The 23461-nt window shown below is 61.1% G+C and carries 22 protein-coding genes; 8 read left to right on the top strand and 14 right to left on the bottom strand.

Translation table 11 applies throughout. The features are described 5' to 3' along the window. Nucleotides 1-49: 49 nt before the first annotated feature. Nucleotides 50-1789 carry a phosphoethanolamine transferase CptA gene (locus HX807_RS21845; RefSeq protein WP_003217921.1) on the bottom strand — a complete coding sequence of 580 codons (1740 nt, stop codon included), beginning with the start codon at nt 1787-1789 and terminating at the stop codon, nt 50-52. Nucleotides 1790-1943: 154 nt separating this feature from the next. Continuing rightward, nucleotides 1944-2120, bottom strand: coding sequence for a DUF6026 family protein (locus HX807_RS21850; RefSeq protein ID WP_023658901.1), 177 nt, complete (start codon nt 2118-2120; stop codon nt 1944-1946). A gap of 244 nt (nt 2121-2364) precedes the next feature. Between HX807_RS21850 and gnd the strand changes: the two genes are divergently transcribed. Genes gnd through HX807_RS21865 form a run of 3 tightly spaced genes read left to right on the top strand, consistent with a single transcriptional unit; the run spans nt 2365 to nt 5713 of the window. Next, nucleotides 2365-3372, top strand: a complete 1008-nt coding sequence (gene gnd / locus HX807_RS21855) for a phosphogluconate dehydrogenase (NAD(+)-dependent, decarboxylating) (protein ID WP_256579633.1) — start codon at nt 2365-2367, stop codon at nt 3370-3372. Beyond that, the gene (gene zwf, locus HX807_RS21860) at nt 3369-4892 is read left to right on the top strand and encodes a glucose-6-phosphate dehydrogenase (RefSeq protein ID WP_003217928.1); all 1524 of its coding nucleotides are present in this window, start codon (nt 3369-3371) and stop codon (nt 4890-4892) included. The genes gnd and zwf overlap by 4 nt, the downstream gene beginning before the upstream one ends. Further along, complete coding sequence (locus tag HX807_RS21865; RefSeq protein ID WP_003217930.1) at nt 4889-5713, top strand: HAD family hydrolase; 825 nt, start codon at nt 4889-4891, stop codon at nt 5711-5713. Before zwf ends, HX807_RS21865 begins: the two co-directional genes overlap by 4 nt. Before the next feature lie 137 nt (nt 5714-5850). Here HX807_RS21865 and HX807_RS21870 read toward each other — a convergent pair whose 3' ends face one another. Further along, nucleotides 5851-6111: a hypothetical protein gene (locus HX807_RS21870; RefSeq protein ID WP_003217933.1), complete on the bottom strand. Its 261-nt coding sequence runs from the start codon at nt 6109-6111 to the stop codon at nt 5851-5853. Nucleotides 6112-6454: 343 nt separating this feature from the next. Between HX807_RS21870 and HX807_RS21875 the strand changes: the two genes are divergently transcribed. Beyond that, nucleotides 6455-7783 carry a sigma-54 dependent transcriptional regulator gene (locus HX807_RS21875; RefSeq protein WP_003217935.1) on the top strand — a complete coding sequence of 443 codons (1329 nt, stop codon included), beginning with the start codon at nt 6455-6457 and terminating at the stop codon, nt 7781-7783. 65 nt (nt 7784-7848) lie between these two features. Here HX807_RS21875 and HX807_RS21880 read toward each other — a convergent pair whose 3' ends face one another. From HX807_RS21880 to HX807_RS21910, 7 genes are all read right to left on the bottom strand, one after another. Beyond that, complete coding sequence (locus HX807_RS21880; protein WP_177051026.1) at nt 7849-9162, bottom strand: autotransporter domain-containing protein; 1314 nt, start codon at nt 9160-9162, stop codon at nt 7849-7851. Nucleotides 9163-9211: 49 nt separating this feature from the next. After that, nucleotides 9212-9961: a hypothetical protein gene (locus tag HX807_RS21885; protein ID WP_003217939.1), complete on the bottom strand. Its 750-nt coding sequence runs from the start codon at nt 9959-9961 to the stop codon at nt 9212-9214. Nucleotides 9962-9998: 37 nt separating this feature from the next. Then, the gene (locus HX807_RS21890) at nt 9999-10679 is read right to left on the bottom strand and encodes a C39 family peptidase (protein ID WP_003217941.1); all 681 of its coding nucleotides are present in this window, start codon (nt 10677-10679) and stop codon (nt 9999-10001) included. Between the two features lie 61 nt (nt 10680-10740). Beyond that, the gene (locus HX807_RS21895) at nt 10741-11436 is read right to left on the bottom strand and encodes a hypothetical protein (RefSeq protein ID WP_008432027.1); all 696 of its coding nucleotides are present in this window, start codon (nt 11434-11436) and stop codon (nt 10741-10743) included. Nucleotides 11437-11515: 79 nt separating this feature from the next. Beyond that, nucleotides 11516-12073, bottom strand: coding sequence for an adhesin (locus tag HX807_RS21900; protein ID WP_177051028.1), 558 nt, complete (start codon nt 12071-12073; stop codon nt 11516-11518). Nucleotide 12074: 1 nt separating this feature from the next. Further along, nucleotides 12075-12521 (bottom strand): hypothetical protein, encoded by a 447-nt coding sequence (locus tag HX807_RS21905; RefSeq protein WP_003217947.1) that lies wholly within the window; start codon nt 12519-12521, stop codon nt 12075-12077. 318 nt (nt 12522-12839) lie between these two features. Further along, nucleotides 12840-13835, bottom strand: a complete 996-nt coding sequence (locus HX807_RS21910; protein ID WP_177051030.1) for a FecR family protein — start codon at nt 13833-13835, stop codon at nt 12840-12842. A 152-nt stretch (nt 13836-13987) separates the two neighbouring features. Between HX807_RS21910 and HX807_RS21915 the strand changes: the two genes are divergently transcribed. Then, a complete protein-coding gene (locus HX807_RS21915) occupies nt 13988-14257 on the top strand; it encodes a PepSY domain-containing protein (RefSeq protein ID WP_003217951.1) in 270 nt (89 codons plus the stop codon). Between the two features lie 41 nt (nt 14258-14298). Here the strand turns inward: HX807_RS21915 and HX807_RS31735 are convergent, their stop codons facing one another. Together HX807_RS31735 and HX807_RS32005 are read right to left on the bottom strand one after the other, a co-directional pair. Further along, nucleotides 14299-16983 (bottom strand): dermonecrotic toxin domain-containing protein, encoded by a 2685-nt coding sequence (locus tag HX807_RS31735; RefSeq protein ID WP_371316486.1) that lies wholly within the window; start codon nt 16981-16983, stop codon nt 14299-14301. Then, nucleotides 16934-19414, bottom strand: coding sequence for a hypothetical protein (locus tag HX807_RS32005; RefSeq protein ID WP_371316485.1), 2481 nt, complete (start codon nt 19412-19414; stop codon nt 16934-16936). Before HX807_RS32005 ends, HX807_RS31735 begins: the two co-directional genes overlap by 50 nt. Before the next feature lie 170 nt (nt 19415-19584). On the opposite strand from HX807_RS32005, the gene HX807_RS21925 reads away from it, so the two are divergent. Then, complete coding sequence (locus HX807_RS21925; protein WP_177051034.1) at nt 19585-20622, top strand: Ldh family oxidoreductase; 1038 nt, start codon at nt 19585-19587, stop codon at nt 20620-20622. Nucleotides 20623-20662: 40 nt separating this feature from the next. Here HX807_RS21925 and HX807_RS21930 read toward each other — a convergent pair whose 3' ends face one another. Continuing rightward, complete coding sequence (locus HX807_RS21930) at nt 20663-20983, bottom strand: YqjD family protein (protein ID WP_003217958.1); 321 nt, start codon at nt 20981-20983, stop codon at nt 20663-20665. 175 nt (nt 20984-21158) lie between these two features. Between HX807_RS21930 and HX807_RS21935 the strand changes: the two genes are divergently transcribed. Next, the gene (locus HX807_RS21935) at nt 21159-21410 is read left to right on the top strand and encodes a hypothetical protein (protein WP_003217960.1); all 252 of its coding nucleotides are present in this window, start codon (nt 21159-21161) and stop codon (nt 21408-21410) included. Here the strand turns inward: HX807_RS21935 and HX807_RS21940 are convergent. Continuing rightward, entirely contained in the window at nt 21385-22302 is a 918-nt protein-coding gene (locus tag HX807_RS21940) for a LysR substrate-binding domain-containing protein (protein ID WP_087694394.1), read from the bottom strand. The two genes, HX807_RS21935 and HX807_RS21940, sit on opposite strands and share 26 nt — an antisense overlap. Before the next feature lie 92 nt (nt 22303-22394). Between HX807_RS21940 and HX807_RS21945 the strand changes: the two genes are divergently transcribed. Then, nucleotides 22395-23321: a carbon-nitrogen hydrolase family protein gene (locus HX807_RS21945; RefSeq protein WP_008432044.1), complete on the top strand. Its 927-nt coding sequence runs from the start codon at nt 22395-22397 to the stop codon at nt 23319-23321. Nucleotides 23322-23461 lie beyond the last annotated feature (140 nt).

Raw genomic sequence — 23461 nt, forward strand, 5'->3', positions numbered from 1 at the left:
CCAAATCGGGTTTCACCGCATTGCGCGGATGAAACCCGGGCGATTCAAGCTACTTGACGACCACGTTGGCGGCGTCTGGCTTCGGCTTGATCAGGCTGAAATCAATCAGCGGTTTTTGCTGGCGTGCATACGGGTCGCCAATCAGCCGTGGCCGAGGCTTGAAGCTGTCACTGACCAGGCTCTTGCTGTGGTCCAGTTCGTCGAAGCTCAACCCGGCCATGTCGGCCCAGGTATGGATCAGCTGCGAGCTGGTGTAAGGGCGCTGCAAGTCACCGGCAAAACTCCAGTCATGGCTTTCACGCCACTTGGGTGATGCGTAGGCCATGAACGGAATGGTGTACATCGGTGCCGTCGGCTTGCCTTCGTTGCGGCCCAGGGTGTTGTGGCCGGCCGAATCGAACACGTCTTCGCCGTGGTCGGAAAGGTACAGCAGGAAACCGTTCGGATCGGTCTTGGCGTAGTCCTTGATCAGGCTCGACACCACGAAATCGTTGTAAAGCACCGCATTGTCGTAGCTGTTGTAGGTCGGCAACTGTGCGTCGCTGACCCCCTCAGGCACGCCCTGGCGGTCGGTGAACTTGTCGAAGGTCGGCGGGTAGCGGTACTGGTAGCTCATGTGGGTACCCAGCAGGTGCACCACGATGAATTTGCGTTCGGCGGTGTCGGACATGGCCTTGGCAAACGGCTCCAGCACGTCGCCGTCATACTGGCGCGCATTCTGGTTGCGGTTGTTGTTCAGGTACACCTGCTCGTCGGCCTGTTCGGAGAAGGTCGTGAGCATGGTGTTGCGCTTGGTCATGGTCTGCTGGTTGGTGATCCAGAAGGTCTTGTAGCCGGCCTGCTTCATCACGCTGACGATGGACGGGGTCTTGAGGTACAGGTCCGGGTTTTCTTCGTCGGCGAAGGTCAGCACCTGTTGCAGCGCCTCGATGGTGTACGGGCGCGGGGTAATGACGTTGTCGAACACCGCCAGTTGGTCCCGCAGCTTGTCCAGTTCCGGCGTGGTGTTGCGCGGGTAGCCATACAGGCTCATGCGCTGGCGGTTGGTGGACTCGCCGATCACCAGCACCAGGGTCGACGGCTGGCCGGCCATGCTGTCCTTGAGGTTGGTCAGGGGCGGGATCTTGCTGGCGCTGGTCAGCATGCCTTGCATGTTATCCAGTTGTTCGGTGTAGCGGCGGTAGGCGACGATCATCTGCCATGGCACTGCCGGCTCGATACGGGTTTCGAAGCGGTCGATGGCCAGTTCCATGGTCTCGCTCTTGGCGATCTGCTTGACCAGCGGGTAGCCGACGATGGCAATCACGATTGCGGCAGCCGCCAGCATGGCCTGGCCACGTGGCAGGTAAACCGGGCGTACGCGGGTCCACAGGAAAACGGCCATGGCGGTGTGGGCAATGAACGCCAGCACGATCCACCAGGCAAAGTATTGGGTGGCGTATTCGCCGGCTTCAGAGATGTTCGACTCGAACATGATGAAGATGACGCTTTGAGAGAATTCCTGCTGGTAGATGAAGAAATAACCCAGGCTGGCCATGGAACAGGCCCACAGCACCACGCCAATCAACCCCGCCACCAGGCGCGCGCGACGCGGGAACAACAGCATCGGCGCCAGCCACAGGGCGCTCATGAAGAATGCCTGGCGGAAACCACTGAAGCCGGAGGTGCCGGTCAGTTGGATCAGCAGTTGGGTAATGCCCGAGAAATACCAGAAGAACAGAAACATCCAGCCGAGGCCGGCCCAATCAAAACCTTTCGCAGACGTAGTGCTGCGTTTGAACATCGCCATCCAGCGCTCCAACCCGATAATTTCAGTGTCAACGCGCAGGGATGCACGCAAACAGAGGGCCTGCGCACGTAGCGCGGCCCTATTCGGCGGGAGTATCGGGAGGGGGATGTGAAAACTTCGTGAGTTATTCCTGAACGGTTCGTTCAGCCCACGTTCAGCAAAGTGCGGGCTGGGTGCCGGACGGCTGATTGAGCTGGCCCTGCAGGTGCGAGCGCAAACGCATGACTTCCTGCTGCAGTTGGTCGCGCTCGTTTTTCAACTGGCGCAATTCATCGCGGCGAATGGTGACGTAGAGGGTCTGTGGCGGACGGGTCATGTGTGCAGTGCTCATTGCTTACCTCGCAAATAGCCGGTCTATCGCGGTGCCAGAGCGCTTGAATCGAGGCTCTCGGCAACAGTCGGGGCAATTCTGAATTCTTTTTTTAACGAAGGGAACTTTTTTATTTTTGATGGTCGTTGTGACTTTTAGCCCACTGAAGGCGAAAGGATGGCCACTTTTTGTCATGAAACTATGCCAATCCGCTCTGGACTAACCCTCATTAGCCTCATTGCGCTATAAACTGTGACACACATTTATTCGTAGTAAGGAGCATCAGCACATGCAACTGGGGATTATTGGACTAGGCCGCATGGGTGGCAACATTGCGCGGCGCCTGATGCTCAATGGGCATACCACCGTGGTTTACGACCGCAATGAAGCATTCGTAAAAGGTCTGGCAGGCGAGGGCGCCACGGGCGTTGCTGACCTGGCAGGCCTGGTGGCCGGGCTGCAAAAGCCCCGGGCGATCTGGGTGATGCTGCCGGCAGGCGACCCGACCGAGAACACCATTGAAGAACTGAGCCAACTGCTTGAAGACGGTGATGTGATCATCGACGGCGGCAACACCTTCTATAAGGATGACATCCGTCGGGCCAAGGCCCTGTCGGAAAAAGGCCTGCACTATGTCGACGTCGGCACCTCCGGCGGCGTCTGGGGCCTGGAGCGCGGCTACTGCATGATGATCGGCGGCGACGCCGAGACCGTTAAGCTGCTGGACCCGATCTTCGAAAGCCTGGCACCGGGCCTGGGCACCATCCCGCGTACCAAGGACCGTTCCGCCGCAGCGGACAGCCGTGCCGAGCGCGGCTATATCCACGCAGGGCCTGCCGGTTCCGGGCACTTCGTCAAGATGATCCACAACGGCATCGAGTACGGGATGATGCAGGCCTTCGCCGAAGGTTTCGACATCCTCAAGACCAAGAATTCGGAGAACCTGCCGCAAGACCAGCGCTTCGACCTGAATGTTGCCGATATCGCCGAAGTCTGGCGCCGCGGCAGCGTGGTGTCGTCCTGGCTGCTGGACCTGACCGCCGACGCCCTGGCCACCGATCCGAAGCTCGACGGGTATTCCGGCTCGGTCGCCGACAGTGGCGAAGGCCGCTGGACCATCGAGGCCGCCATGGAACAATCGGTACCGGTTCCGGTGCTGTCGAACTCGCTGTTCGCACGCTTCCGCTCCCGCCAGCAAAGTACCTACGGTGACAAAATGCTTTCTGCCATGCGCTTCGGCTTTGGCGGCCATGTGGAGACTCCCAAAAAATGACCGCCAACGGCAAGAAACCCAAGGCCGAACCCGCTCCGCCCACCACACTGTTTCTGTTTGGTGCCCACGGTGACCTGGTCAAGCGCCTGCTCATGCCGGCGCTGTACAACCTCAGCCGCGACGGGCTGCTGGGCGATGGCTTGCGCATTGTCGGCGTTGATCACAACGCCATCAGCGACGCCGATTTCGCCAAGAAGCTCGAGGACTTCATTCGCACCGAGGCCGCCAGCAAGGTCAAGGGCAATGCCGAGAACGCCCTGGACCCTGCATTGTGGGAACAGTTGGCCAAAGGCATCAGCTACGTCGAGGGTGATTTCCTCGACGACGGCACCTACGCCGATATCGGCAAGAAGATTGCCGACAGCGGTACTGGCAACGCGGTGTTTTACCTCGCCACTGCGCCGCGTTTCTTCGCCGAAGTGGTGCAGCGCCTCGGCGCGGCCGGCTTGCTGGAAGAAACCCCGGAGGCGTTCCGCCGGGTGGTGATCGAAAAGCCGTTCGGCTCCGACCTCGCCACTGCCGAAGCGCTGAACGCCTGCCTGCTCAAGGTGATGAGCGAAAAGCAGATCTACCGCATCGACCATTACCTGGGCAAGGAAACCGTCCAGAACATCCTCATCAGCCGTTTTTCCAATGTGCTGTTCGAGGCGTTCTGGAACAACCACTACATTGACCACGTACAAATCACCGCCGCCGAAACCGTCGGCGTGGAAACCCGTGGCAGTTTCTTCGAACACACCGGCACCCTGCGGGACATGGTGCCCAATCACCTGTTCCAGTTGCTGGCGATGGTCGCCATGGAACCGCCGGCTGCCTTTGGTGCCGACGCAGTGCGGGGCGAGAAGGCCAAGGTGATCGGGGCCATCCGGCCCTGGTCGCTGGAAGACGCACGGGCCAACTCGGTGCGTGGCCAGTACACCTCGGGTGAAGTCGGCGGCAAGCAGCTGCCGGGTTACCGCGAAGAGGCCAACGTTGCGCCAGACAGCAGCACCGAGACCTTCGTTGCCCTCAAGGTGTTGATCGACAACTGGCGTTGGGTGGGCGTGCCGTTTTACCTGCGCACCGGCAAGCGCATGAGCATCCGCGACACCGAGATCATCATCTGCTTCAAGCCGGCGCCTTACGCGCAGTTCCGTGATACCGAGGTCGATGAACTCAAGCCGACGTACCTGAAGATCCAGATCCAGCCGAATGAAGGCATGTGGTTCGACCTGCTGGCGAAAAAGCCCGGGCCGACCCTGGACATGGCCAACGTGGAACTGGGGTTTGCCTACAAGGACTTCTTCGAGATGCAGCCGTCGACAGGTTACGAAACCCTGATCTACGACTGCATGACCGGCGACCAGACCTTGTTCCAGCGCGCCGACAACATCGAGAACGGCTGGCGTGCGGTGCAGCCTTTTCTCGATGCGTGGAAGCAGGACGACGGCATCCAGGCCTACAAGGCGGGTGAGGACGGCCCGGCGGCGGCTGATGCGTTGCTGGCCCGCGATGGCCGTACCTGGCACAGCCTCGGATGAGTGACTTGCCGAGTCAACCCATCCGTTTTGTGTTGAGTGATATGGATGGCACGTTGCTGCATCCGGATCACAGCCTCAGCCAGCGCACCATTGATACGGTTCGCGCCTTGCGCGCGGCCGGGGTGTTTTTCAGCCTGGCCAGCGGGCGACCGCCCAAGGCCATGCGTCAGCAGGTCGAAGCGCTGGGCATCGATGTGCCGATTGCCGGCTTCAACGGGGGCACGCTGGTCAATCCCGACGGCAGTATTCTGGTGGCGCATCACTTGCCGGCAGAGGCGGCGCTGGTGGCGTTGGCCTTGTTTACGCCGCAGCCGGACGTTGAAGTCTGGCTGTTTGCCGACGGCGACTGGCTGCGTCGCGATCCCGGCGGACCGATGGCGGTTCGCGAGGAGCACGGCCTGGGCTATGGGGCGATCGTGGTGGAGAGCTTCGAGCCGTATCTGGATCGGGTCGACAAGATTGTTGCTGCCAGTACCAATACCCAGCTGCTGATGGAGCTCGAGGCGCAGTTGCAGCCCAGGGTCGAGGGATTGGCCCAGGTGTCGCGTTCGCAGCCGGTGTTCCTGGATGTCACCGCCATGAAGGCCAACAAGGGTGAAGCATTGAGAACCCTTGCGGCGCACCTCGGTGTGCCACTGCAACAGACCGCAGCCATCGGTGATGGCGGCAATGACCCGGCGATGTTTCATGTGGCGGGGTTGTCGATTGCCATGGGCCAGGCAGAAGAGGTGGTCAAGCGCCAGGCCAGCGTCGTGACCGGCAGCAATGTCGATGACGGTGCGGCGGAAGCCATCGAGCGGTTTATTCTCTCGGCCTATTGATCGGTAACCACACTAATAAGTAGTCAGCTATGCAAAGTTGCAACTTGCATGGCTGACTGTCCACTTGAGTTAGTGCGGGTCAATATATTGCGCAGCCGGGCGGCACACTTTCGGGTGCCGTCTCACGCACGCTTCAGTTACTTGGGCATTGCCCAGGATTGCAACTGGTAGCCATCTTTGTCGAGTTCGGCACGGGCCTGCAACAGCAAGTTCTCAAGCTGTGCCGGGTCGGTATAAGTGCTGGAAGACAGCTGCTTGCTACCGATACGGGTATTGGTGCGGTCGATGACGCTCAGGCTCAGGGCGCCGTTGCCATCGTGCCAGGCCACACATTGAAAGGGCTGGAAAGCACGGTCTGCGATCAAAAGAGCTTCGTTGATGCGGAGCGGGGCGTTCATGGGGTCTTCTCTCTAAATGCCCATTCAAGTGGAAGCCGTTGGTTGGGCGTGCCTAACGACTGGTTACTTGTACTGATGCACGATCACCGGGTGCGGGTCACATGTTAGAAGAAGATTTTTTAACTTTCCCTGATTAAAGTCATGTAAGGGGCTATTTTGAAAGCCTCATGAAAGTTACGCCGCGGCAATTGACCGCACCCGACTGACATAAAAGACCCGGTTCGTTCGCGACTTATAGCGAATCGGTACAAAGGGTGCGTCAAGATCTTGCTAGGGTTACCAGCAGACTTTGCAAATAGTTGTTTTTAAATAACTTTAACGATTTTGACGCCAAGGAATAGTCATGATTGTTACACCTGCCCCGCGCCGCCTGCTTGTGGTCGATCCCTGTGATGACTGCCATCGGCTATTGCCCGGTTTGCGCGCAGCGGGGTGGGACGTGGACAGCTGCGCCCTCGAGTCGGTGGGTGAGCGCTCCTGTGACGTGGGTTTGTTGCGCCTGCAGCCGTTTCACCTGGAGCGACCCGAAGCGGTCAAGGAACTGATCAGCCGCAGCGGCACCGAGTGGATTGCGGTGCTTAACCAGGAAGTGCTGCGCCTGCAGAATGTCGGCGATTTTGTCTGTGAGTGGTTCTTCGACTTCCATACCTTGCCGTTTGATGTGTCACGGGTGCAGGTCACCCTGGGCCGCGCCTTCGGCATGGCGCGCCTGCGGGGCAAGGGCAACAACGCGCCTGCGGGCCAGCCGGAACACGAGTTGCTGGGGGACAGCCGTCCGATCCGGGAATTGCGCAAGCTGCTCGCCAAGCTGGCGCCCACTGAATCCCCGGTGTTGATCCGTGGCGACAGCGGCACCGGCAAGGAATTGGTCGCGCGTACCTTGCATCGCCAATCCCAGCGCCATGCCAAGCCGTTTGTGGCGATCAATTGCGGGGCGATTCCCGAACACCTGATCCAGTCCGAACTGTTCGGCCATGAGAAGGGCGCCTTCACCGGCGCCCATCAGCGCAAGGTGGGGCGGATCGAGGCGGCGCACGGCGGCACCTTGTTTCTCGATGAGATCGGCGACTTGCCCATGGAGCTGCAAGCCAACCTGCTGCGTTTTCTCCAGGAAAAACAGATCGAGCGAGTCGGCGGCAGCCAGCCGATTGCGGTGGATGTACGCGTGTTGGCGGCCACCCACGTCGACTTGGAGGCCGCGGTGGCAAAGGGTACTTTTCGCGAAGACTTGTATTACCGGCTCAACGTCCTGCAAGTGGTCACCGCGCCGTTGCGCGAGCGCCACGGTGACGTGGCGATGCTGGCCAACCATTTTTCACACTTCTACAGCCAGGAAACCGGCCGCCGTCCCCGCAGCTTCAGTGAAGACGCACTGGTGGCCATGGGCGAGCACGGTTGGCCGGGCAATGTGCGCGAGTTGGCCAACCGCGTGCGGCGGGGCCTGGTACTGGCGGAAGGGCGGCAAATCGAAGCCGTTGATCTGGGATTGCAAAGCCAGCAGGCAATCGCGCTGCCGATGGCTACACTGGAGGATTACAAGCACCGTGCCGAACGCCAGGCATTGTGCGATGTGCTCAACCGGCACAGCGACAACCTGAGTGTCGCGGCCCGTGTGCTGGGGGTTTCCCGGCCGACGTTCTACCGGTTGCTGCACAAACACCAGATCCGCTAGGGCGGGTAAACCGAAAAGCCCCGCAACGACCCTTATCGTTGTGGGGCTTTTCCCGTTGTCATGCCTTAAAAGTAATACGGGAACTTCAGGCTGAAGCTGAACGACGGCGCATCCGGTGTGATCCCGATGGCCAGGTTCGGCACGATGGTCAGGTTGTCGGTCGCCGCAATCGTCATGCCCACGTTGAAGTAACCCGCGTTGGCGTCGCTGGAAACCACCGACTGCCAGTCGCCGCCATCCGGCTTGAGCTTGCTCTTGCGTTGCACCAGGTCGGACACCGAGAACGACATACTCATCTTCTCGTTCAGCGCAAACGCCACGCCAGCGCCGATCTGGAAGCTGTCGCCCAACTGCACTTTCCCCGGGGTCTTCTGGCCGACCTGGGAGCTGATATCGCTGAACGAGTCTTCGAAGTTGTGGGTGTACGACAGCGAGCCAAACAATACCGCCGGGTCGAAGGTCTTGACCAGCGAGATACCCGGCGTGATCGACCACACACCGTTGCCGGTGGGCAGGCTTTCCGGCACGAAAAGGTTGGTGTTGCTGGATGACTGGACCAGCTTGATCCCAAACGGATCTTCGCCGGTGGGCGCCTTGACCCGCACCGACACCACGGCATCCGGCAGGTTGACGCTCTCGTCGAGGAATTTGTAGGCAATCCCGAAGTTGACGTCGCCGATAGTCGGGTCACGCGTGACCGATTGTTCCGAGGTCGCGGTGCCGCTGCCACCGTTGGCACCACCGGACTGATAGGTCGACTCGCGGTACACCACCGGCACGTTTATATCGAACTGCCAGCGGTTGTCGAGGTTGTAGCGGCCCGTGAGGTCGACGGTCCAGTTATCCGACTTGATCCGGTCCAGGTTGATGTTGCCGAGGAAGATCGAGTCCAGCGCCAGGAAGCCGTTGAGGGTCAACTGGCGGGCATCGTAGCGGGAATAGGTGACGCCGGTTTCAAAGCTGAACTTGCCGTTGCCAAAGAACCCGCTGGCCTCGTTATACAAGTTGCTCACGCTCTGTGCCGGGGCCGAATCATCCTTGAGGGACTGGCCGTAGGACGCGCCACCGGCTGCACCGCCCGAGGCCGCAGCCGCGCCGACTCCCGGCGTGTTGCCGGCCACCGTGGCGCCGCCTTTCTGGAAGTCTGCCGGGGATTTGGCCAGGCGTTTGGGCGGCGGCGCCACCGGTTGTTCTTCCACCTGGCGTACCCGTTGCTCCAGCACTGCCAGTGCTTTTTGCTGCACTTCGTAGCGTTGCTTGAGCTCCAGCAATTCCTTTTTCAATGTGTCTATGTCGGTGTCCGGCGCGGCATACAACATGGATGCGGGCAGGAGCGTGCTTAAACAAATTACGGCACGTAACGATAGCGATCGATGCATGGAATAAGCCGTCCCTTTCTAATGCGCAAGTGTCGAGGCACAGCGTAGTTCAATAACCGTTAGGGCGTAGGCCCCTGAGCTGATTCAGGTTGAGATTCTGCCCCAAATTGTTCAAACCGTTGTTGCCCAGCACCACATTGAGTTGGGTCATGTTGCTGACGAAGTTGCTGTTACCCTGCAAAACCGTGCCTTGCAGGACATTCCCGGCGCCGATCTGCTGCAACGAATTGCCCTGATTGTTGTTGGCCAGGATCGCCATTTGCAGCCCGCCATTGGCGGCCGACACCGTGACCTGGCCGGCACCCGTGCTGCCGGTGACCGACTGGCCAGCCACCAGGGCTTGTCCGGACTGGACGACATTGGCCGGCGACAAGCCATTCTGGTTCACATTGATATTCACGTTATTGCTGGCGGTGTTGCCATCGCCGGCGGCGCGCACGCTTTGGGTCACACCCTGGCCACTGCCCAGGCCGGCACCACCGACCACCGTGCCGGTGCCATTCGGCTGGTTGGGCGAGACTTTGGTGGGGCTGTCGGTTACCTGCACATAAAACTGCGGGGTGACGGTCGACGCGTTGACGTTCATGCTGGCCGAGCCGGTCACGCTGTCGCCGGCGGCATTGGTCCAGGTACTGCTCATCACGATGCCAAAACTGATGATCCGCCCCGGCATCACGTAGCGACCACGCAGGTCAGCCAGTTCCGAGTCCTTTATTTCAATCGGTTTGAACACCGATGACGCATAAGCGGGCATTGAGGCTGCCAGGCACATGACCGTCAGCCAACGGTAAGTGTTCATCGTTTGCTCCTGGAGCGTCCTGCCCCTTATTGCGCTTCTAGAAGAAGTCGCTCTGGATAAAACCGAAGTCCATCAATTCACTGTCCCGCACCGGACTGAACTCATTGATTCTGTTTTTCGCCGTCAGTGGGGTGGGCGGGTCGAGCAGCACGTTGGTCTTGTCATAACCTTCGCCCAATACTGCAAAGACGATGCCATTCCAGCCTTTGACGAAGTCGTCGCGGGCATAGCGTTTATGGCCCAGTACCGGGTCGCCGATGTACACCCAGTCCTTGTCGGCGCGCTGCATCACCACGAAGTGCTTGTAGCCGCGAATCTCCAGCAACACCACCACCGGGATCTTCACCGTGAGCAGGGTGTCTGCATTGATCCGGTAACCCCGGGCGCGCATCCCGATGCTTTCCAGGTAGCGCTTCATGTCCAACATCGAAAAGCCCTGGGTACGCACCAGGTCCTGATCGGCGTTGACCAGCATGCCCTTGATGATGTGGTCTTCATCCACATCCATCCAGTAGGCCTGGCGCAGGATGGTGGCCAGGGCGGCGGCACCGCAGCTGAAATCGGTTTTCTGTTCCACCAGGTTGGCGAACTTGCGTTCACGGATGCTCTCGACCTTCTTGAAGATCACGCCACCGCCGGGCATGGCAGCAATCGCCATTTGCCCCGCCCAAGTCGGGCCGGTGAGCAATAACAGGAGGGTGAGGGCGATGATCCGCATGATCGAATGGCCTGGTGGACACTGGAATAAAAAGGGGCCTTGTTGCCAAGGCCCCGTTGCATCAGAAACGTACGCCGGAGGAAATCACAGTGGTGTTGCCCTGCTGATTGCCCACGCCTGCAGCAATGTTGGCGCCCAGGTTGCCCGAAGAGCCATTAAGCGAGTTGTTGGCGCTGGCGTTGTTCACGACAGGCAGGTAAGTGTGGCTGCCCCATGGGCCAGACTGAGTGGCCACGGTATTGAGGAAGGTGTTGTCGACGCTGGTTTGAGTGGTGTTGCTCGAAGCAGCGGCGGCGGCACCACTGGCAGAAGCAATTGCCAGTTGGTTTTTCTGTTGGTTGAAGTTACCCGCGGCAACGCTCACACCCAGGTTGCCGGAGCTGCCGTTGGCCGAGTTGTTGAGCGAAGCGTTGTTGTGGGTAGCCACTTGCACCGAGACGTTGTTGCGGTTGTCTTGGGTAATGGTAGCTTGGGCAAACACGGCATCTGCATCACCGGCCGCAATGGCGGTCTGGTTGTCTTGTTGGTTGCCATCACCGGCTGCGATGTTGGCCTGGGCGTTGCCGCTGCTGCCGTTCAACGAGTTGTTGGCCGACGCGTTGTTCTGGGTGCCCAGGTTGAGCACGCCATTGTGGTTGCTCGATTGCGCATCGGAAACGGCGGCTACTGCAGCGGTAGGCTGATGAGTAGGTGGGTTGGCATGTGCGGCGGCAGCCATGATTGCAGCGAGAGCGAAGGCCAGTGGTTTAAGAGCCATTGTAGTTTTCATGGTATTTCCCCTTGCTTCTAATTAGTTGGTTAAGTGTTGGTACGGTCCAGCTTCGAGCTCCAATGAATCATTGGATCTGTACGTTCAGGGCGTTAGCCATGCGGTTCCCCACCCCGGCACTCTGATTCACCTGTACCACTCCACGGCTGCCGGCGAAGGCCTGGTCGCTTGTGACGACCTGGCGGCTGCCAGTGGTAGAGGTGAACCCTGAGTTTGGTGACAGCGCCACGTTCTGTTGCGACATGACGCTGTCGTCGATGCTTTGCGGGCCAGCATTCACGCTTATCCGCACCGCATTGATCATCTGGTTGCTGGCCCCGGCCGACTGGTTGACGCCCAGTACACCGCTGCCATTGCTGAAAGAGCTGCCCTGGATCGCCACCCTGGCGTTCTGGGAGCGATCGGCCGGTGCGCCGCCGATGGTCTGGCTGAGGGCGCCGCCCGCCTGGGAGTTGCTGCCCGCCGAAATCGCGCGGCTGTTGAGCTGTTGTTGCTGATTGCCGGCCGCCTGGTTGATCGAGACGATGCCGTTGTATTGCTTGCCGGAGTTGTCGATCACTGCGCTGTTGTCAGCCATGGCCGCCGAGCAGCCCAGGATCGCCAGGAACAACCAGGAATGGTTCATCTCACTGGCCTCCCATCAGGCTGCCGATGTTGTTCAAAGGCGCCATGCCGCGGGAGATTGAGCCGTTGATCTGCCCCGAGAGGCTGGAGCCGCCACCATGGCCGGCCGCTGCGCCGCCACCAAGGCCTACGCCACCCCCGTTGTTGGTCAAGCCGGGAAGGTTGCCGCCAGGCAGGATGGCGCGAGTGATGCTGGAGCCGCTGCTGATGTTGGCGTAGTCGTTGTCGCTCAGCTCGCTGGTGGCCCGCAGGATCTGTGGAGAAGAATTGGCATTGACGGTGACCGGGTTGGGATCGACGCCAGCGGTGCGGCCAGCCATGTGGCCCTGGACGGTGCGCTGAATCACGATCACACCGTCGCCTGCCGCGAGCACCGGGAGGCTCACGCTGGTACTCAGTACACAGCTGATCAGCAGAAGGCTCAATGAGCCTGGATTAAGTGTCTTCACGACGGCATTCCTTATTCTTGGCGCTGACCCTAAACAGCGCTGTCAGGAAGAGAGCAGGAGCTGTGCCGCTTTTGAATTTGTGATGACATTCATGGGGTTATGAGCGCGGGGGATAGAATGCACAGTGGATGTGTTTCAACTGTGAGACAGCGGGCCTTTGTCCAGCCCGCCTGGCAGGTGTCTCAGGGATGAAACACTGCGCGCCGTAAACCCGGCACTCCGCAGCCGGCTGTCAGCTCAGCCGGTGCAAGTGTTTCAAAAATGGACGATTTGACGCAGGCAGCATCCGGGAGGAGGGCGCAGGCCCATGACCCTGGCTCAGCTCTTTGGGGTTTTGCGCGGAATCGAATTGAGTACAGGGTTGCCGTCCTGGTTCTGGGTCAGGTAGACCGGCAGGACCTTGGGCAGGGAGGGGACGAGGTTGGACACCTCGTTGATGTTGTAGATGCCACCAATGCGGATCGCGCCGGTGCCGGCGTCGGCCAGCATCACCGGTTTGCTCAGGTAGCGGTTGATCAACGGCAACGCGTCGGCCAGGGCCAGGTTGTCGAGGATCAGCTTGCCGTCACGCCAGGCCAGGGCCGTGTCGCCCGGGGCAATCGGCTGGGCCTGGGGGCTGGCATCGCCACGGTTGTAGCTGGCCTGCATCCCGGGTGACAGGCGCAGGCCGCTGTGGGCGTCGTCGCTGCTCACCAGCACCGAGCCTTGCAGCAGCATGACCCGCACATGGTTTTCGTATTTCCAGACATTGAACTGAGTGCCGGTCACCCGAACCTGGCCGTCACCGGCGTGGACGATAAACGGATGCTGCGCGTCATGGCTGACCTTGAAAAACGCCTCGCCTTTTTTCAGGGTAACCCGGCGCTGATCCTTGAAGTTGCTGTAGACCAGTTCGGTGCCCAGGTTCAGTTCAACCTGGCTGCCGTCGTCAAGGGTGACCAGGCGCAAGCTGTTTTCAGCTTCGTAATGGTTGTACGAGCTGGGCAGCCAGCCCGCTTCCCAGCCGGTAAAGGCCGCCAGTGGCAAGGCCACCAGGCATATCGCCGCCGCTACCGCGTAGTTCCTCAAACGGCTGCGAGGTTGTCGCCGCACCACGACGGGGGCCGGCTCGCTGCGGGGCAAGTGATCGGCAACGTCCCAGATTTCCAGCATCGCGGCGTATTCGAAGGCATGCAGTGGATGCGCATCGTGCCACTGCTCGAAGGCCTGACGCTCCGCCGTCGTGCAATCGCCAGCGTGCAGACGCATGCACCAGTGCGCAGCGGCATCGGTGATGGCGTCGTATTCGGCTTCTGATAGGGACTTATCTGTCATTAACTCATCCTGATTTCCGACATTCTAACCTCCACAGCAGGACGGCGAGAACAGCCATCATGGCGAATGCACATCAATTGGAACTAATTCTCGTCTGCAGGGCCCTAAAAAATTCAGGACAGGTAACACTCATTCCCTAATGGAGCACGAAAATGCTTAAGAAAACCTTAGCCGCCGTTGTCGCAACCACCGCCTTGCTCAGTGCTGGAGCCGCCCTGGCGGACAAACCGGGCGCAGGCTGGATCACCATCGAAAAAGCCATCGAGACCGCCAAGACCAAGGCTGGTTACGTCCAGATCTACAAGATCGAAGCCGATAACGATGGCTACTGGGAAGGTGAGGGGCGCAAGGCCGATGGCGTGGTCTATGAGTTCCGCATCGATGGTGAGTCGGGCAATGTGTTGCGCGATCAGAAAGACTGAATGAACTGACGGGTGCGGGCGTTCCGCCCGCACCCTGTCCGTTACGGCGTGGCTTCGGCAATCGAAGGCACGGGGTCCAGCTGGCGCCCCAGGGTGGTGATCAGCAAGGTCAGTGAGTCGGCGTTATCCATCTGTGTGTTGAACCGCCGCGTCAGGTTGGTTTTGAAAATTCCCCGCGCGTTGCTCAAGTCCACGCCTCCGGTCGTGGCAAGAATCTGCTGCCTGATGTAGTCATCTTCCGGGTCGGTTCCCAGATCAGATCCGGTAGCCCCCCACGCGTCCGCTGATTTGAACAACTGCCCCACTGGCGTGTTGATCGAGTACGCATTCTCCTGCACGTTGCGCAGCCAGTCCTGAAGATCGCGACCGGCTTGGGTCTGTACTTCAATCAGGTCGGAAAAAGGTGATGTGGAATTGAGGTAGGCGACGTCGGCGGTATTGCTCACGATATGAGTCAACTCATGAATCAAGGTGGCCGCGCGGGCATGGGCTCTTTGGTCGAAGTGATTGATCAGGCGCCCTTCGAAATCGGCCGTAGGCGGGTTGAAGAAGTTTTCAGTGAGGTAGATGCGTCGATCCGGGTCGCCGTCGATGGTAAACGCCCAGTGCCGTTCGGGTTCGGCAATATGCGCACCGGAGACGAAACGCCGGGAATTGAGCGAGTAGAGTGTCGGCTCCAGCGCCTCATCGAGGAGGGCGGTCACCGTGTCCATGAGTTTTTGCGCGAGGGTTGGCGGAAACTTGGCCGGGCCGGTGTCGGCGTCTATCGGGATGCCGAAGAAGCGGTTGATAAAGCGATGCACCCGGGTCACGGGCGGATACTGGTGGTCGAGCAGTTTCAGGTTCTGCTGGCAGTTGTGCAGGTAGAAGGTTGCCAGGTCCAGTGCCTCGACGATCGCCTGGGCCCTGGAGGGCGACACACGCCGAATCTCGGCCAGGCCGCGGGCCTCGACGTTCATCACCTGGTCCACGGCTGTCCGCACCTCACGGCGGTCCATCATTGCACTCCATCCGGGGCCGTGGCGGCGAACCGATGCGCCCGGGTCCAGGGTCCATTTGCGGTTGGCATCCAGGCGCACAAACGGTCCTTTGGACCGTGCACTGAAAAGCCGCCAATGGCCTTCGACCTGCCTGGCGCGGTAGACCTTGCCTGCGCACGGCAGGTAATGCCGGTTGTCCGTCGCTGTGTAGACGCCCGTGTTGCCTGCCGTCAGGCCCTCCAGGCTGATGTCGCAGGCTTCGTACGCTTGCAGCCGGGTTCGGGCCCGGGCGGTGACGTCGATGTCGTGCCAGGCACTGGCCGTTTGCGTCGGCGCGGGTTGCGCGGGGGCGGTGCCTGGTGTCGAGGGTTCATCCATCAATGCGCGGATCGAGGCCATTTGCGCGACACCGCCGATGAAGGTTTGCAGCGCCTCGCGCCAGCGGTGTTGCTGCAAGTCTTCGGCAGAGGCCTGGAACAGTTTGTAGCTTTGCCAGATCACCAGCGGCACCATCAGTTTGCCCGGCAGCAACGCCTGCGCGTGCTGCAGTCCGCTGCTGAACAAGGCTTTGAGGGTGTCCCAGGCTGACCGGCCGTTGGCCTGGGATTGCTGTTCAAACAGGTTCGAGATCAATCCGATGTTGTCGCGGTACAACTGCTTGAGGGCGTGGCCCCTGATCGGATTGGCCCCCAGCGTGATTTCCGAGGTTCCCCCGACCGTGCTGGCCCAGAGGTGTCTATACGTGGCTTGCTCAGCCTCTGGCAGGCGACCGATCACCCAGTCCTGCAAGGGGCCGGGCAGGTTGAGCCGGCGAATCAAATCCGCCTCGTTGTCGAACTCCTGGAACGCCTGTTGCGGCCCATAGGGCGCATACATCACCAGCGGAGTGCTTTCGACGGCACTGATCAAGTAGACCCCAAGGGCCTTGATGGACCGGGCCCCCGCCGTGGCGATCAACTCCAGCGGACGCACTGTCGAGGTCGCGCCCTCGACCGCTGCGCGGGCGAGCGCGTCCGGCATGTCGAGGACCTGTTCGACCAGGCTCAGGCCCGCGGCGGATAACAGTTCCTGCAGCCTCAGCGCGTGGGCATTTTGCAGCAGTTGCCAGGGCAGTTGCCGAATAAACCGGCGCTCCCGCACGTCTGCGCCCGGCTTGCCCGGGGTGAGTTTTTCGACCAGGCAAGCCTGGTGGTCCTGCTTGAGGGGCAGGCGCGCGAGGATCTGGCGCACCACAGCAGGTGTCAGGCCGGCGGCTGTGGACTCGACATCGAATGCAGCAGCTTGCTGGCTGACGTGATTGAGGGCGTAGTCCACCAGGTTCTGCCGCTGGCCGGCCAATACCAGCTTGGGCAGGATGTAGACGTCTTGCGGGCGCACGTCATAGGGCTGCAACAAGTCGATGAGCTTGCTGCCGAGATACGCTGGCAGCGGCAGGAAATCGTCAAGGTAATCCTTGTCGTCCGTGAGGCTGTGGCGGTATTGCTCAAGGATTTCGACATGGCGACGCTGTTGGCTGACAGACGCCATCCCCAGCCAGGCGGGCAGTGATTGTTGTGCCATGAAGGTCTGGGCGATTTGTGAGGCATGGCCCAGGTCGTTGGCCGGCAAGGCCTTTTCCAGCCCCCCGAGACGCTTCAACAAGGCGTCCCCTGAGAGCGTCAGGGTGAGGCAGTGAGCCCGTTGTGCCCTGTAATGATCAATCCAGGACTGCTGGCAGTGCTGTGCGACCGCGCCGTTGATCAGCATGAACTGACCGAGTGCGCAGGCCTGGTGCGGCTTGAGATAGCGCGGGTCGAGATTGGCCAGTAGCTGCCTGCGAAGGTCCGGCGCGGCCAGTCGTCGTTGCAGTTCTGTCTGCAATTGGCTGACGTTGGCGAAACTCTCCAGGCCGCGCGCCGGCGTCCACAGCACGGCCCGGCCTGAGTGGGACGGGGCCAGGCCACCGCGTTCGGTGAGCATCAAGCAATGCGCCAGGGGCACCCGTTGCGTCAGGCCCTCGGGGTTCGACGGTCAACGCATAGGCATCCGGGATGAATCCACCCAGGCCCTGGCGCCGGCGGCGATCAGGGTGTTGAAGATCAAACACCGTCTGCACGATCGCCTCATCACGCGCGTCCAGGCTGTTGTTGAGGCGCCTGAGCCTGGCTTCGCCCTGGATCGCCACCGCCATGGCATGGGCCATCGGCGCCTTGAGCTGTTCCAGGTATTCGCGGGGAATATCGGCAATGTTGGAGTGATGAAACTTGACCAGTGCGGCATCGAGCGCCGCGTTGGCTTGCGCTATGTCCAGGCCGCCCAGCGGTGTAACAGACCCATCGCCCTGGCTGGCGTAAAGGCCATAGTGCGGCGTTTGCGGAATCGGCCCGCGCTTGTGTATCAGGCGCGCAAGAAAGTAACTGCGCAGGCTCTGGCTTTCCAGGGGCGCAGTGGCGCGTGTCGCGCTTGCGCTGGCGGCGTAGCGATTGACGTAGATCTTGCCGGGATCGTGGCCAGCCAAGCCGCGGCGGTTGAACTCGGCGGTGAGCGCCTGATTGACGGTGTTGGCCAATGTGGGTTGCGCTCGCACCTGGGTTGCCAGCGTGTCCTGGATATCGGTCATCTGCTTTTGCAGCAGGGCGGCACGTTCGGCGGCCAGCGACACCGGGCGAGTCGGGTCGGCCAGTACCGAATGAGGCGTCCAGCGTCCCGCGGTATCCAGGCCCGGGAGGTGGCTGTCGATCATGTACCGCACATCCAGCGCGTAGTCGAGCAAGGCCGAGGGGTCAATGCCGGCGCGGGTGCGTCGGTACAGGTCGAGTGCGTAGCGTAGGTTCTGTTGCTGCTTGCCGATGATGGTTTCGAGCACCTGCTCAAACAGATTGCCGGCGATAGGAATGCCGGAAAACTGCGGCGTCTTGAACCCCACAAACAGCGCCCGCTCCTCCAGGGACATCAGGTTGTAGAGGTCGTCTTCATAGCCTGGTGCCTTGACCATGGCCTTGAGGGTGTCCATCAGATCGTCGTAGGTCCCGAGCACCTGCAGGCCCTTCTCGGGGGTGTAGAGAAAGGTCTGCGAATTGCCGATCATCAAGGTGCTGGCCAGCTCGACGGCGTTGCTCGGCTGCTCCCAGATCTGTACGTTCTCGACGCGCAGCGTCTGGCTGTTCGGGGGGGCCTCGTTACCCCGGGAAGAGTACAGCGCTGCCAATGCCCGGCTTTGCTCCGGACTGATGATGGATTGCTGGCGCTTGAACAGCAGATCCAGTTGCGCATTGGCGGCCATGGCCCGGGCGAACCAGGCCCGACGCGACACGCCCGGTGCGATCTCGCTGTTCCAGAACGTCTCCAGTGCACTGTGCAGGAACGGGATCAGTTGGCCGGCTGCTTGTTTGATCGCGCTTTCCCAACGCTGCGTGTCGCGGGCCTTGGCGTCGGCAGGCCGCTTGGGGTGGAAAAACTCCCGGGTTTGCCCGGCGGGCCAGGCTTGTTCACGGTAGTACAACAGCACCGCGTCATTGAGTTGCAGCGAGTCGATCCAGCGAGGCACCGTGTACCCAACGGGCTGTATGGTGAAAAAACTCACGTGGGCTTCGCCGGGGCTGAGCCCGGGGAACAGTGGGCGGCAGACGCTTTCGAGCAGTTTTGAAAGCAGGGCGCCGAGGGCGGGCAACTGTTTCAACGCCGCCAGCAGCGCCTGGCGATTATTCTCCTGATAGCGCCTGAGGGTTTTTTCCTGTTCACCCAATACGTCGTCGAGCATGGCCTCCGGTGTCAGCACCAGTCGGTTGTCGAGTAGCGGCGATGGTTGTTGCTGCAAGGGCAGGAAGTACAGCAGTTGCGTGGCGCTGTCCGGGGTTTTCAAGCGCTCGGTCAGTGCTGTCAGCAAGTGGGCGGGGCTGTCGAATTTTTCCAGGCCGCCGTACGGGGTGTAGAGCCAGGCATGTGGGTAGGCGCTGGTTGAACTCATCATGAAGCTGCCGGCCAGTTCGACGGCATTGGCAGTGCTTTTATTCAACCAGATGCGCTGCGCGATCATTGGCGGCGACTGTTGGCGACGGCCTGCATCGCTGGCAAAAAACACCTTGCCGAGAAACTCGATGTCCCTGCTGTCGATGTTCAGCTGGCGCTCACGGTCCAGCGCCCTCCAGCCCACGCGCATGGCTTCGGGGAAAAAATACGGGAGAGGGGTGTGGCTCATCATCCTGATCCTTGAAGAGTTGCGTGCCTGCAACCTATCCAGGCCTGGCGCCACGAGGGGCTAGATATGTCTGGCGCTCCCTGTCGACAGCCATGGGGCAAACCCTGTCTAATCGACGGACCGATTCTTGTACGCTGTTGCCCATTCCAATAATTAAACGGGAGCTTCAGATGTCTGCATCGCCTTTGGATGTCGAGTCTTCATCAGAGCGACTCAGTTATGCGCAATTGACCGACCTGCTGCGCCAGGTGTTTGTCCGCCACGGTACGTCGGCCGATGTGGCCCAGGTGCTGGCCGAGAACTGCGCCAGCGCCGAGCGCGACGGTGCCCACAGCCACGGTGTATTCCGTATCCCCGGTTACGTCTCGACCCTGGCCAGTGGCTGGGTCAACGGCAAGGCGGTGCCGGTGGTCGAGGATGTGGCCAGCGGGTTTGTGCGGGTGGATGCGGCTAACGGCTTCGCCCAGCCCGCACTGCAAGCCGCCCGTGCGCTGTTGGTGGAAAAGGCCCGCAGTGCCGGGATTGCCTTGCTGGCGATCCATAATTCCCACCACTTCGCGGCGCTTTGGCCGGATGTCGAGCCTTTTGCTGAAGAAGGCCTGGTGGCCTTGAGCGTGGTCAACAGCATGACCTGCGTGGTGCCCCACGGCGCCGACCGCCCGCTGTTCGGCACCAACCCCATTGCCTTCGCCGCGCCCCGCGCCGATGGCCTGCCGATCGTGTTTGACCTGGCCACCAGCGCTATCGCCCATGGCGACGTACAGATTGCCGCGCGCAAGGGCGAGCGCCTGCCGCCGGGCATGGGTGTGGACAGCCTCGGCCAGCCGACCCAGGACCCCAGGGCGATCCTCGAAGGCGGCGCGCTGCTGCCGTTTGGCGGGCACAAGGGGTCGGCCCTGTCGATGATGGTCGAGCTGCTGGCCGCGGCCCTCACGGGCGGTAACTTCTCGTTTGAGTTCAACTGGTCCGATCACCCCGGCGCCCGTACGCCATGGACCGGCCAGTTGCTGATCGTGATCGACCCGAGCAAGACCGCCGGGCAGAGCTTCGCCGAGCGCAGCCAGGAGCTGGTGCGACAGATGCATGCGGCAGGGTTGCGGCGTTTGCCGGGGGATCGGCGCCATCGCACACGGGCGAAGTCGCTGTCAGGCGGGATCGAGATCGAAACGCAGGAATTGAGTCGGTTGCGGGTGTTGGCACAGGCCTGAAGCGAGCTGCGCCCGGGGAGGGCGCAGCCGTTGCATCAGATCAGTTGCGGCGGCCCAGCAACAGGCCGACTACCAGGCCAAACCCGGCGGAAATCGCCACGGTCTGCCATGGATGGCCACCGATGTAGGTTTCGGTGGCATCCACCACCGGCTTGCTGCGCTCGCGCACGTTGGACACCGAGTCCAGCGCCTGCTTGAGCTTGATGGCGACCTGTTCACGCAGGGTTTCACCTTCTTCTCCCACCAGTGACGCGCTGCTTTTGAGCAGCTTGTCCGATTCTTCGATCAGTGCGGTCAGTTCACTGAAGGCTTGGTCCTTGATTTGGTCTTCGACGGCTTGGGCGGCAGATTTGCGAGCCATTGGGTTAACTCCTTGCGGGTGAATGTGGCAATGAATGCGCTTGATGAAGAATGGAGTGTTTGAAGCGGGCAAAAGTTGCAGTTTTTTTCCTGTGGTCAGCTTAGGAGAAATCCAGGCCAGGAAATTTCAACCTACAGTGTAAGATGTCACCTATTTGTGCAGCAGGTAATTCAACATGAGCTTCAATCTGGCCAACAAGCCCCTCGCCGAGCGCGCCGCGCTGGAAGATGAAAAGTCCCGTCTCTACGACCTCTGGCAAAGCAACCTGGGCAAGGCCAAGGGTGAGGCCGCCCGCCTGTTTGGCGAACGCGCCAAGCGCAAGGGCAAATGGGCCGAATGGGTGCGTGCAGAACTGGACGGCATGTCACCGCCGGAGTTCTCGAACATGGTGCGCAGTGAAGTCAATCGCCTGATGGCGGCGAAGTAAAACAAGCCTCGATTGCCTCGCGCACCTTGAGCAGCAACGGATCCAGTTGCGCCTGGGTGCGCCAGCCCAGCTCCACCGGGTAACGCGGCAGCGCCAGCGGGCAAGGCAGCTCCCTCAGTCCGGTCATCTGCGCGATGGCCTGGGCCGCATGGCCGGGGATGGTCGCCACCGCCTGGCTGCCCTTGAGCAGGAACGGCAGCGCCGCGAAGTGCGTGGTCGAGGCACCTACGTGGCGGCTCAGCCCCTGCGCGGCCAGGCCCTCGTCGGTGATCCCGATAAACCCGCCGGATGACACCAGCACATGCTCGCGCCTGACGAACTCGTCGAGGTCGATGGCCTGTTGTCCCGGCGCCAGGCTGTCGGGGTCCACCAGGCACGCGTAATGGCCTTCCCCCAATACCTGCCGGCTCAACCGGCGCTCGGCAAACCCGCCGGCGGTGATTGCCAGGTCCAGGCTGCGGTCGAGCAGGGCGTCGGCAACGATCTGGCTGTGGGTCTGGCGGAACATCAACCGCAGCTTTGGCGCACGCCGGGCAATCTCTTCAATCAGCCGCCGGCCGTAGGCGATTTCGAAATCATCCGATAACCCCACCACCACCGAACGGCCCTGATAGTGATTGCCCAGGGGATCCACCATCGCCAGGCTCTGGCGGCAGCGATCCAGGGCTTCGCTGATCACCGGCTTCAACTGATTGGCCCGCAAGGTGGGCGCCAGGCCCCGGCCGGTACGCACGAACAACTGATCGCCGTACACATCACGCAAGCGGCGCAGGGCTGCACTGATCGCCGACTGCGTGACGCCAAGGCGCAGGGCGGCGCGGCTGGCACTGGATTCGTCGTGCAGGGCCTCGAAGGTTTTCAGCAGGTTGAGATCGACGTTGGCGATATTCATATGGCTCATATCAGTTAGCAGCGAAGCGGGCTTTATTCATGATTGCCGCTGGCCGGAGAATGGGCAACCCCCATTGATACGGAGTGATCGTGATGCCTGTTTCTACCGTGGCTGCGCTGCAAATCGGTTCCTTGCCGGGTGGCAAGGCTGAGACCCTGGAACAGATCCTGTCCTACGAGGACGAAATCCTGCGCAGCGGTGCGCAACTGGTGGTGATGCCGGAAGCGTTGCTCGGGGGTTATCCCAAGGGTGAGGGCTTCGGCACCCAGCTGGGTTATCGCCTGCCTGAAGGGCGCGAGGCCTTTGCGCGGTATTTTGCCAATGCGATTGATGTGCCGGGTGTGGAGACCGAAGCGCTTGCCGGCTTGTCGGCGCGTACCGGGGCGAGCCTGGTGTTGGGTGTGATTGAGCGCAGTGGCAGCACGTTGTATTGCACGGTGCTGTATTTCGAGCCGGTTGGCGGGTTGGTGGCCAGGCATCGCAAATTGATGCCTACCGGCACTGAGCGGCTGATCTGGGGCAAGGGTGATGGTTCGACGTTGCCGGTGGTTGATGCCGCGGTAGGGCGCATCGGTGGCGCCGTGTGCTGGGAGAACATGATGCCGTTGTTGCGCACCGCGATGTACGCCAAGGGTGTGGAAGTGTGGTGCGCGCCGACGGTGGATGAGCGGGAAATGTGGCAGGTGAGCATGCGGCATATTGCCCATGAGGGGCGGTGTTTTGTGGTGAGTGCGTGTCAGGTGCAGGCGTCACCCCAGGCGTTGGGTGTGGAGGTGGCGAACTGGCCGGTGGATCGGCCTCTGATCGCGGGGGGCAGTGTGATTGTCGGGCCCATGGGGGACGTTCTTGCCGGGCCATTGCTCGGTGGGGCGGGGTTGCTGGTGGCGCGGATTGATACGGATGATTTGGTGCGGGCGCGGTATGACTATGATGTGGTTGGGCATTATGCCCGGCCGGATATTTTCGAATTGACCGTGGATGAGCGGGTTAGGGCGGGGGTGCGGTTTATTGTTGACTGAGTACATATCCGTTTCTTCGGTAACGGCGGCTTATGGTTCCGCTCTTACAGCGGGTCACTTTTGGCAAACGCCCCAAAAGTAACCAAAAGGTCTTTGCCCCACCACTCGGTGCCTCGCCTAGGCTCGGCATGCCCGCACTC

The organism is Pseudomonas sp. D8002 (assembly GCF_013385695.1).
GTDB lineage: Bacteria > Pseudomonadota > Gammaproteobacteria > Pseudomonadales > Pseudomonadaceae > Aquipseudomonas.

What these genes read in the sequence shown, in the direction of transcription:
- HX807_RS21845 (WP_003217921.1), bottom strand. Translation starts at nt 1,789, where the DNA reads ATGGCGATGTTCAAACGCAGCACTACGTCTGCGAAAGGTTTTGATTGG.
- HX807_RS21850 (WP_023658901.1), bottom strand. Translation starts at nt 2,120, where the DNA reads ATGAGCACTGCACACATGACCCGTCCGCCACAGACCCTCTACGTCACC.
- zwf (WP_003217928.1), top strand. Translation starts at nt 3,369, where the DNA reads ATGACCGCCAACGGCAAGAAACCCAAGGCCGAACCCGCTCCGCCCACC.
- HX807_RS21865 (WP_003217930.1), top strand. Translation starts at nt 4,889, where the DNA reads ATGAGTGACTTGCCGAGTCAACCCATCCGTTTTGTGTTGAGTGATATG.
- HX807_RS21870 (WP_003217933.1), bottom strand. Translation starts at nt 6,111, where the DNA reads ATGAACGCCCCGCTCCGCATCAACGAAGCTCTTTTGATCGCAGACCGT.
- HX807_RS21875 (WP_003217935.1), top strand. Translation starts at nt 6,455, where the DNA reads ATGATTGTTACACCTGCCCCGCGCCGCCTGCTTGTGGTCGATCCCTGT.
- HX807_RS21880 (WP_177051026.1), bottom strand. Translation starts at nt 9,162, where the DNA reads ATGCATCGATCGCTATCGTTACGTGCCGTAATTTGTTTAAGCACGCTC.
- HX807_RS21885 (WP_003217939.1), bottom strand. Translation starts at nt 9,961, where the DNA reads ATGAACACTTACCGTTGGCTGACGGTCATGTGCCTGGCAGCCTCAATG.
- HX807_RS21890 (WP_003217941.1), bottom strand. Translation starts at nt 10,679, where the DNA reads ATGCGGATCATCGCCCTCACCCTCCTGTTATTGCTCACCGGCCCGACT.
- HX807_RS21895 (WP_008432027.1), bottom strand. Translation starts at nt 11,436, where the DNA reads ATGGCTCTTAAACCACTGGCCTTCGCTCTCGCTGCAATCATGGCTGCC.
- HX807_RS21900 (WP_177051028.1), bottom strand. Translation starts at nt 12,073, where the DNA reads ATGAACCATTCCTGGTTGTTCCTGGCGATCCTGGGCTGCTCGGCGGCC.
- HX807_RS21910 (WP_177051030.1), bottom strand. Translation starts at nt 13,835, where the DNA reads ATGACAGATAAGTCCCTATCAGAAGCCGAATACGACGCCATCACCGAT.
- HX807_RS21915 (WP_003217951.1), top strand. Translation starts at nt 13,988, where the DNA reads ATGCTTAAGAAAACCTTAGCCGCCGTTGTCGCAACCACCGCCTTGCTC.
- HX807_RS31735 (WP_371316486.1), bottom strand. Translation starts at nt 16,983, where the DNA reads ATGCTGATCAACGGCGCGGTCGCACAGCACTGCCAGCAGTCCTGGATT.
- HX807_RS32005 (WP_371316485.1), bottom strand. Translation starts at nt 19,414, where the DNA reads ATGAGCCACACCCCTCTCCCGTATTTTTTCCCCGAAGCCATGCGCGTG.
- HX807_RS21925 (WP_177051034.1), top strand. Translation starts at nt 19,585, where the DNA reads ATGTCTGCATCGCCTTTGGATGTCGAGTCTTCATCAGAGCGACTCAGT.
- HX807_RS21930 (WP_003217958.1), bottom strand. Translation starts at nt 20,983, where the DNA reads ATGGCTCGCAAATCTGCCGCCCAAGCCGTCGAAGACCAAATCAAGGAC.
- HX807_RS21935 (WP_003217960.1), top strand. Translation starts at nt 21,159, where the DNA reads ATGAGCTTCAATCTGGCCAACAAGCCCCTCGCCGAGCGCGCCGCGCTG.
- HX807_RS21940 (WP_087694394.1), bottom strand. Translation starts at nt 22,302, where the DNA reads ATGAATATCGCCAACGTCGATCTCAACCTGCTGAAAACCTTCGAGGCC.
- HX807_RS21945 (WP_008432044.1), top strand. Translation starts at nt 22,395, where the DNA reads ATGCCTGTTTCTACCGTGGCTGCGCTGCAAATCGGTTCCTTGCCGGGT.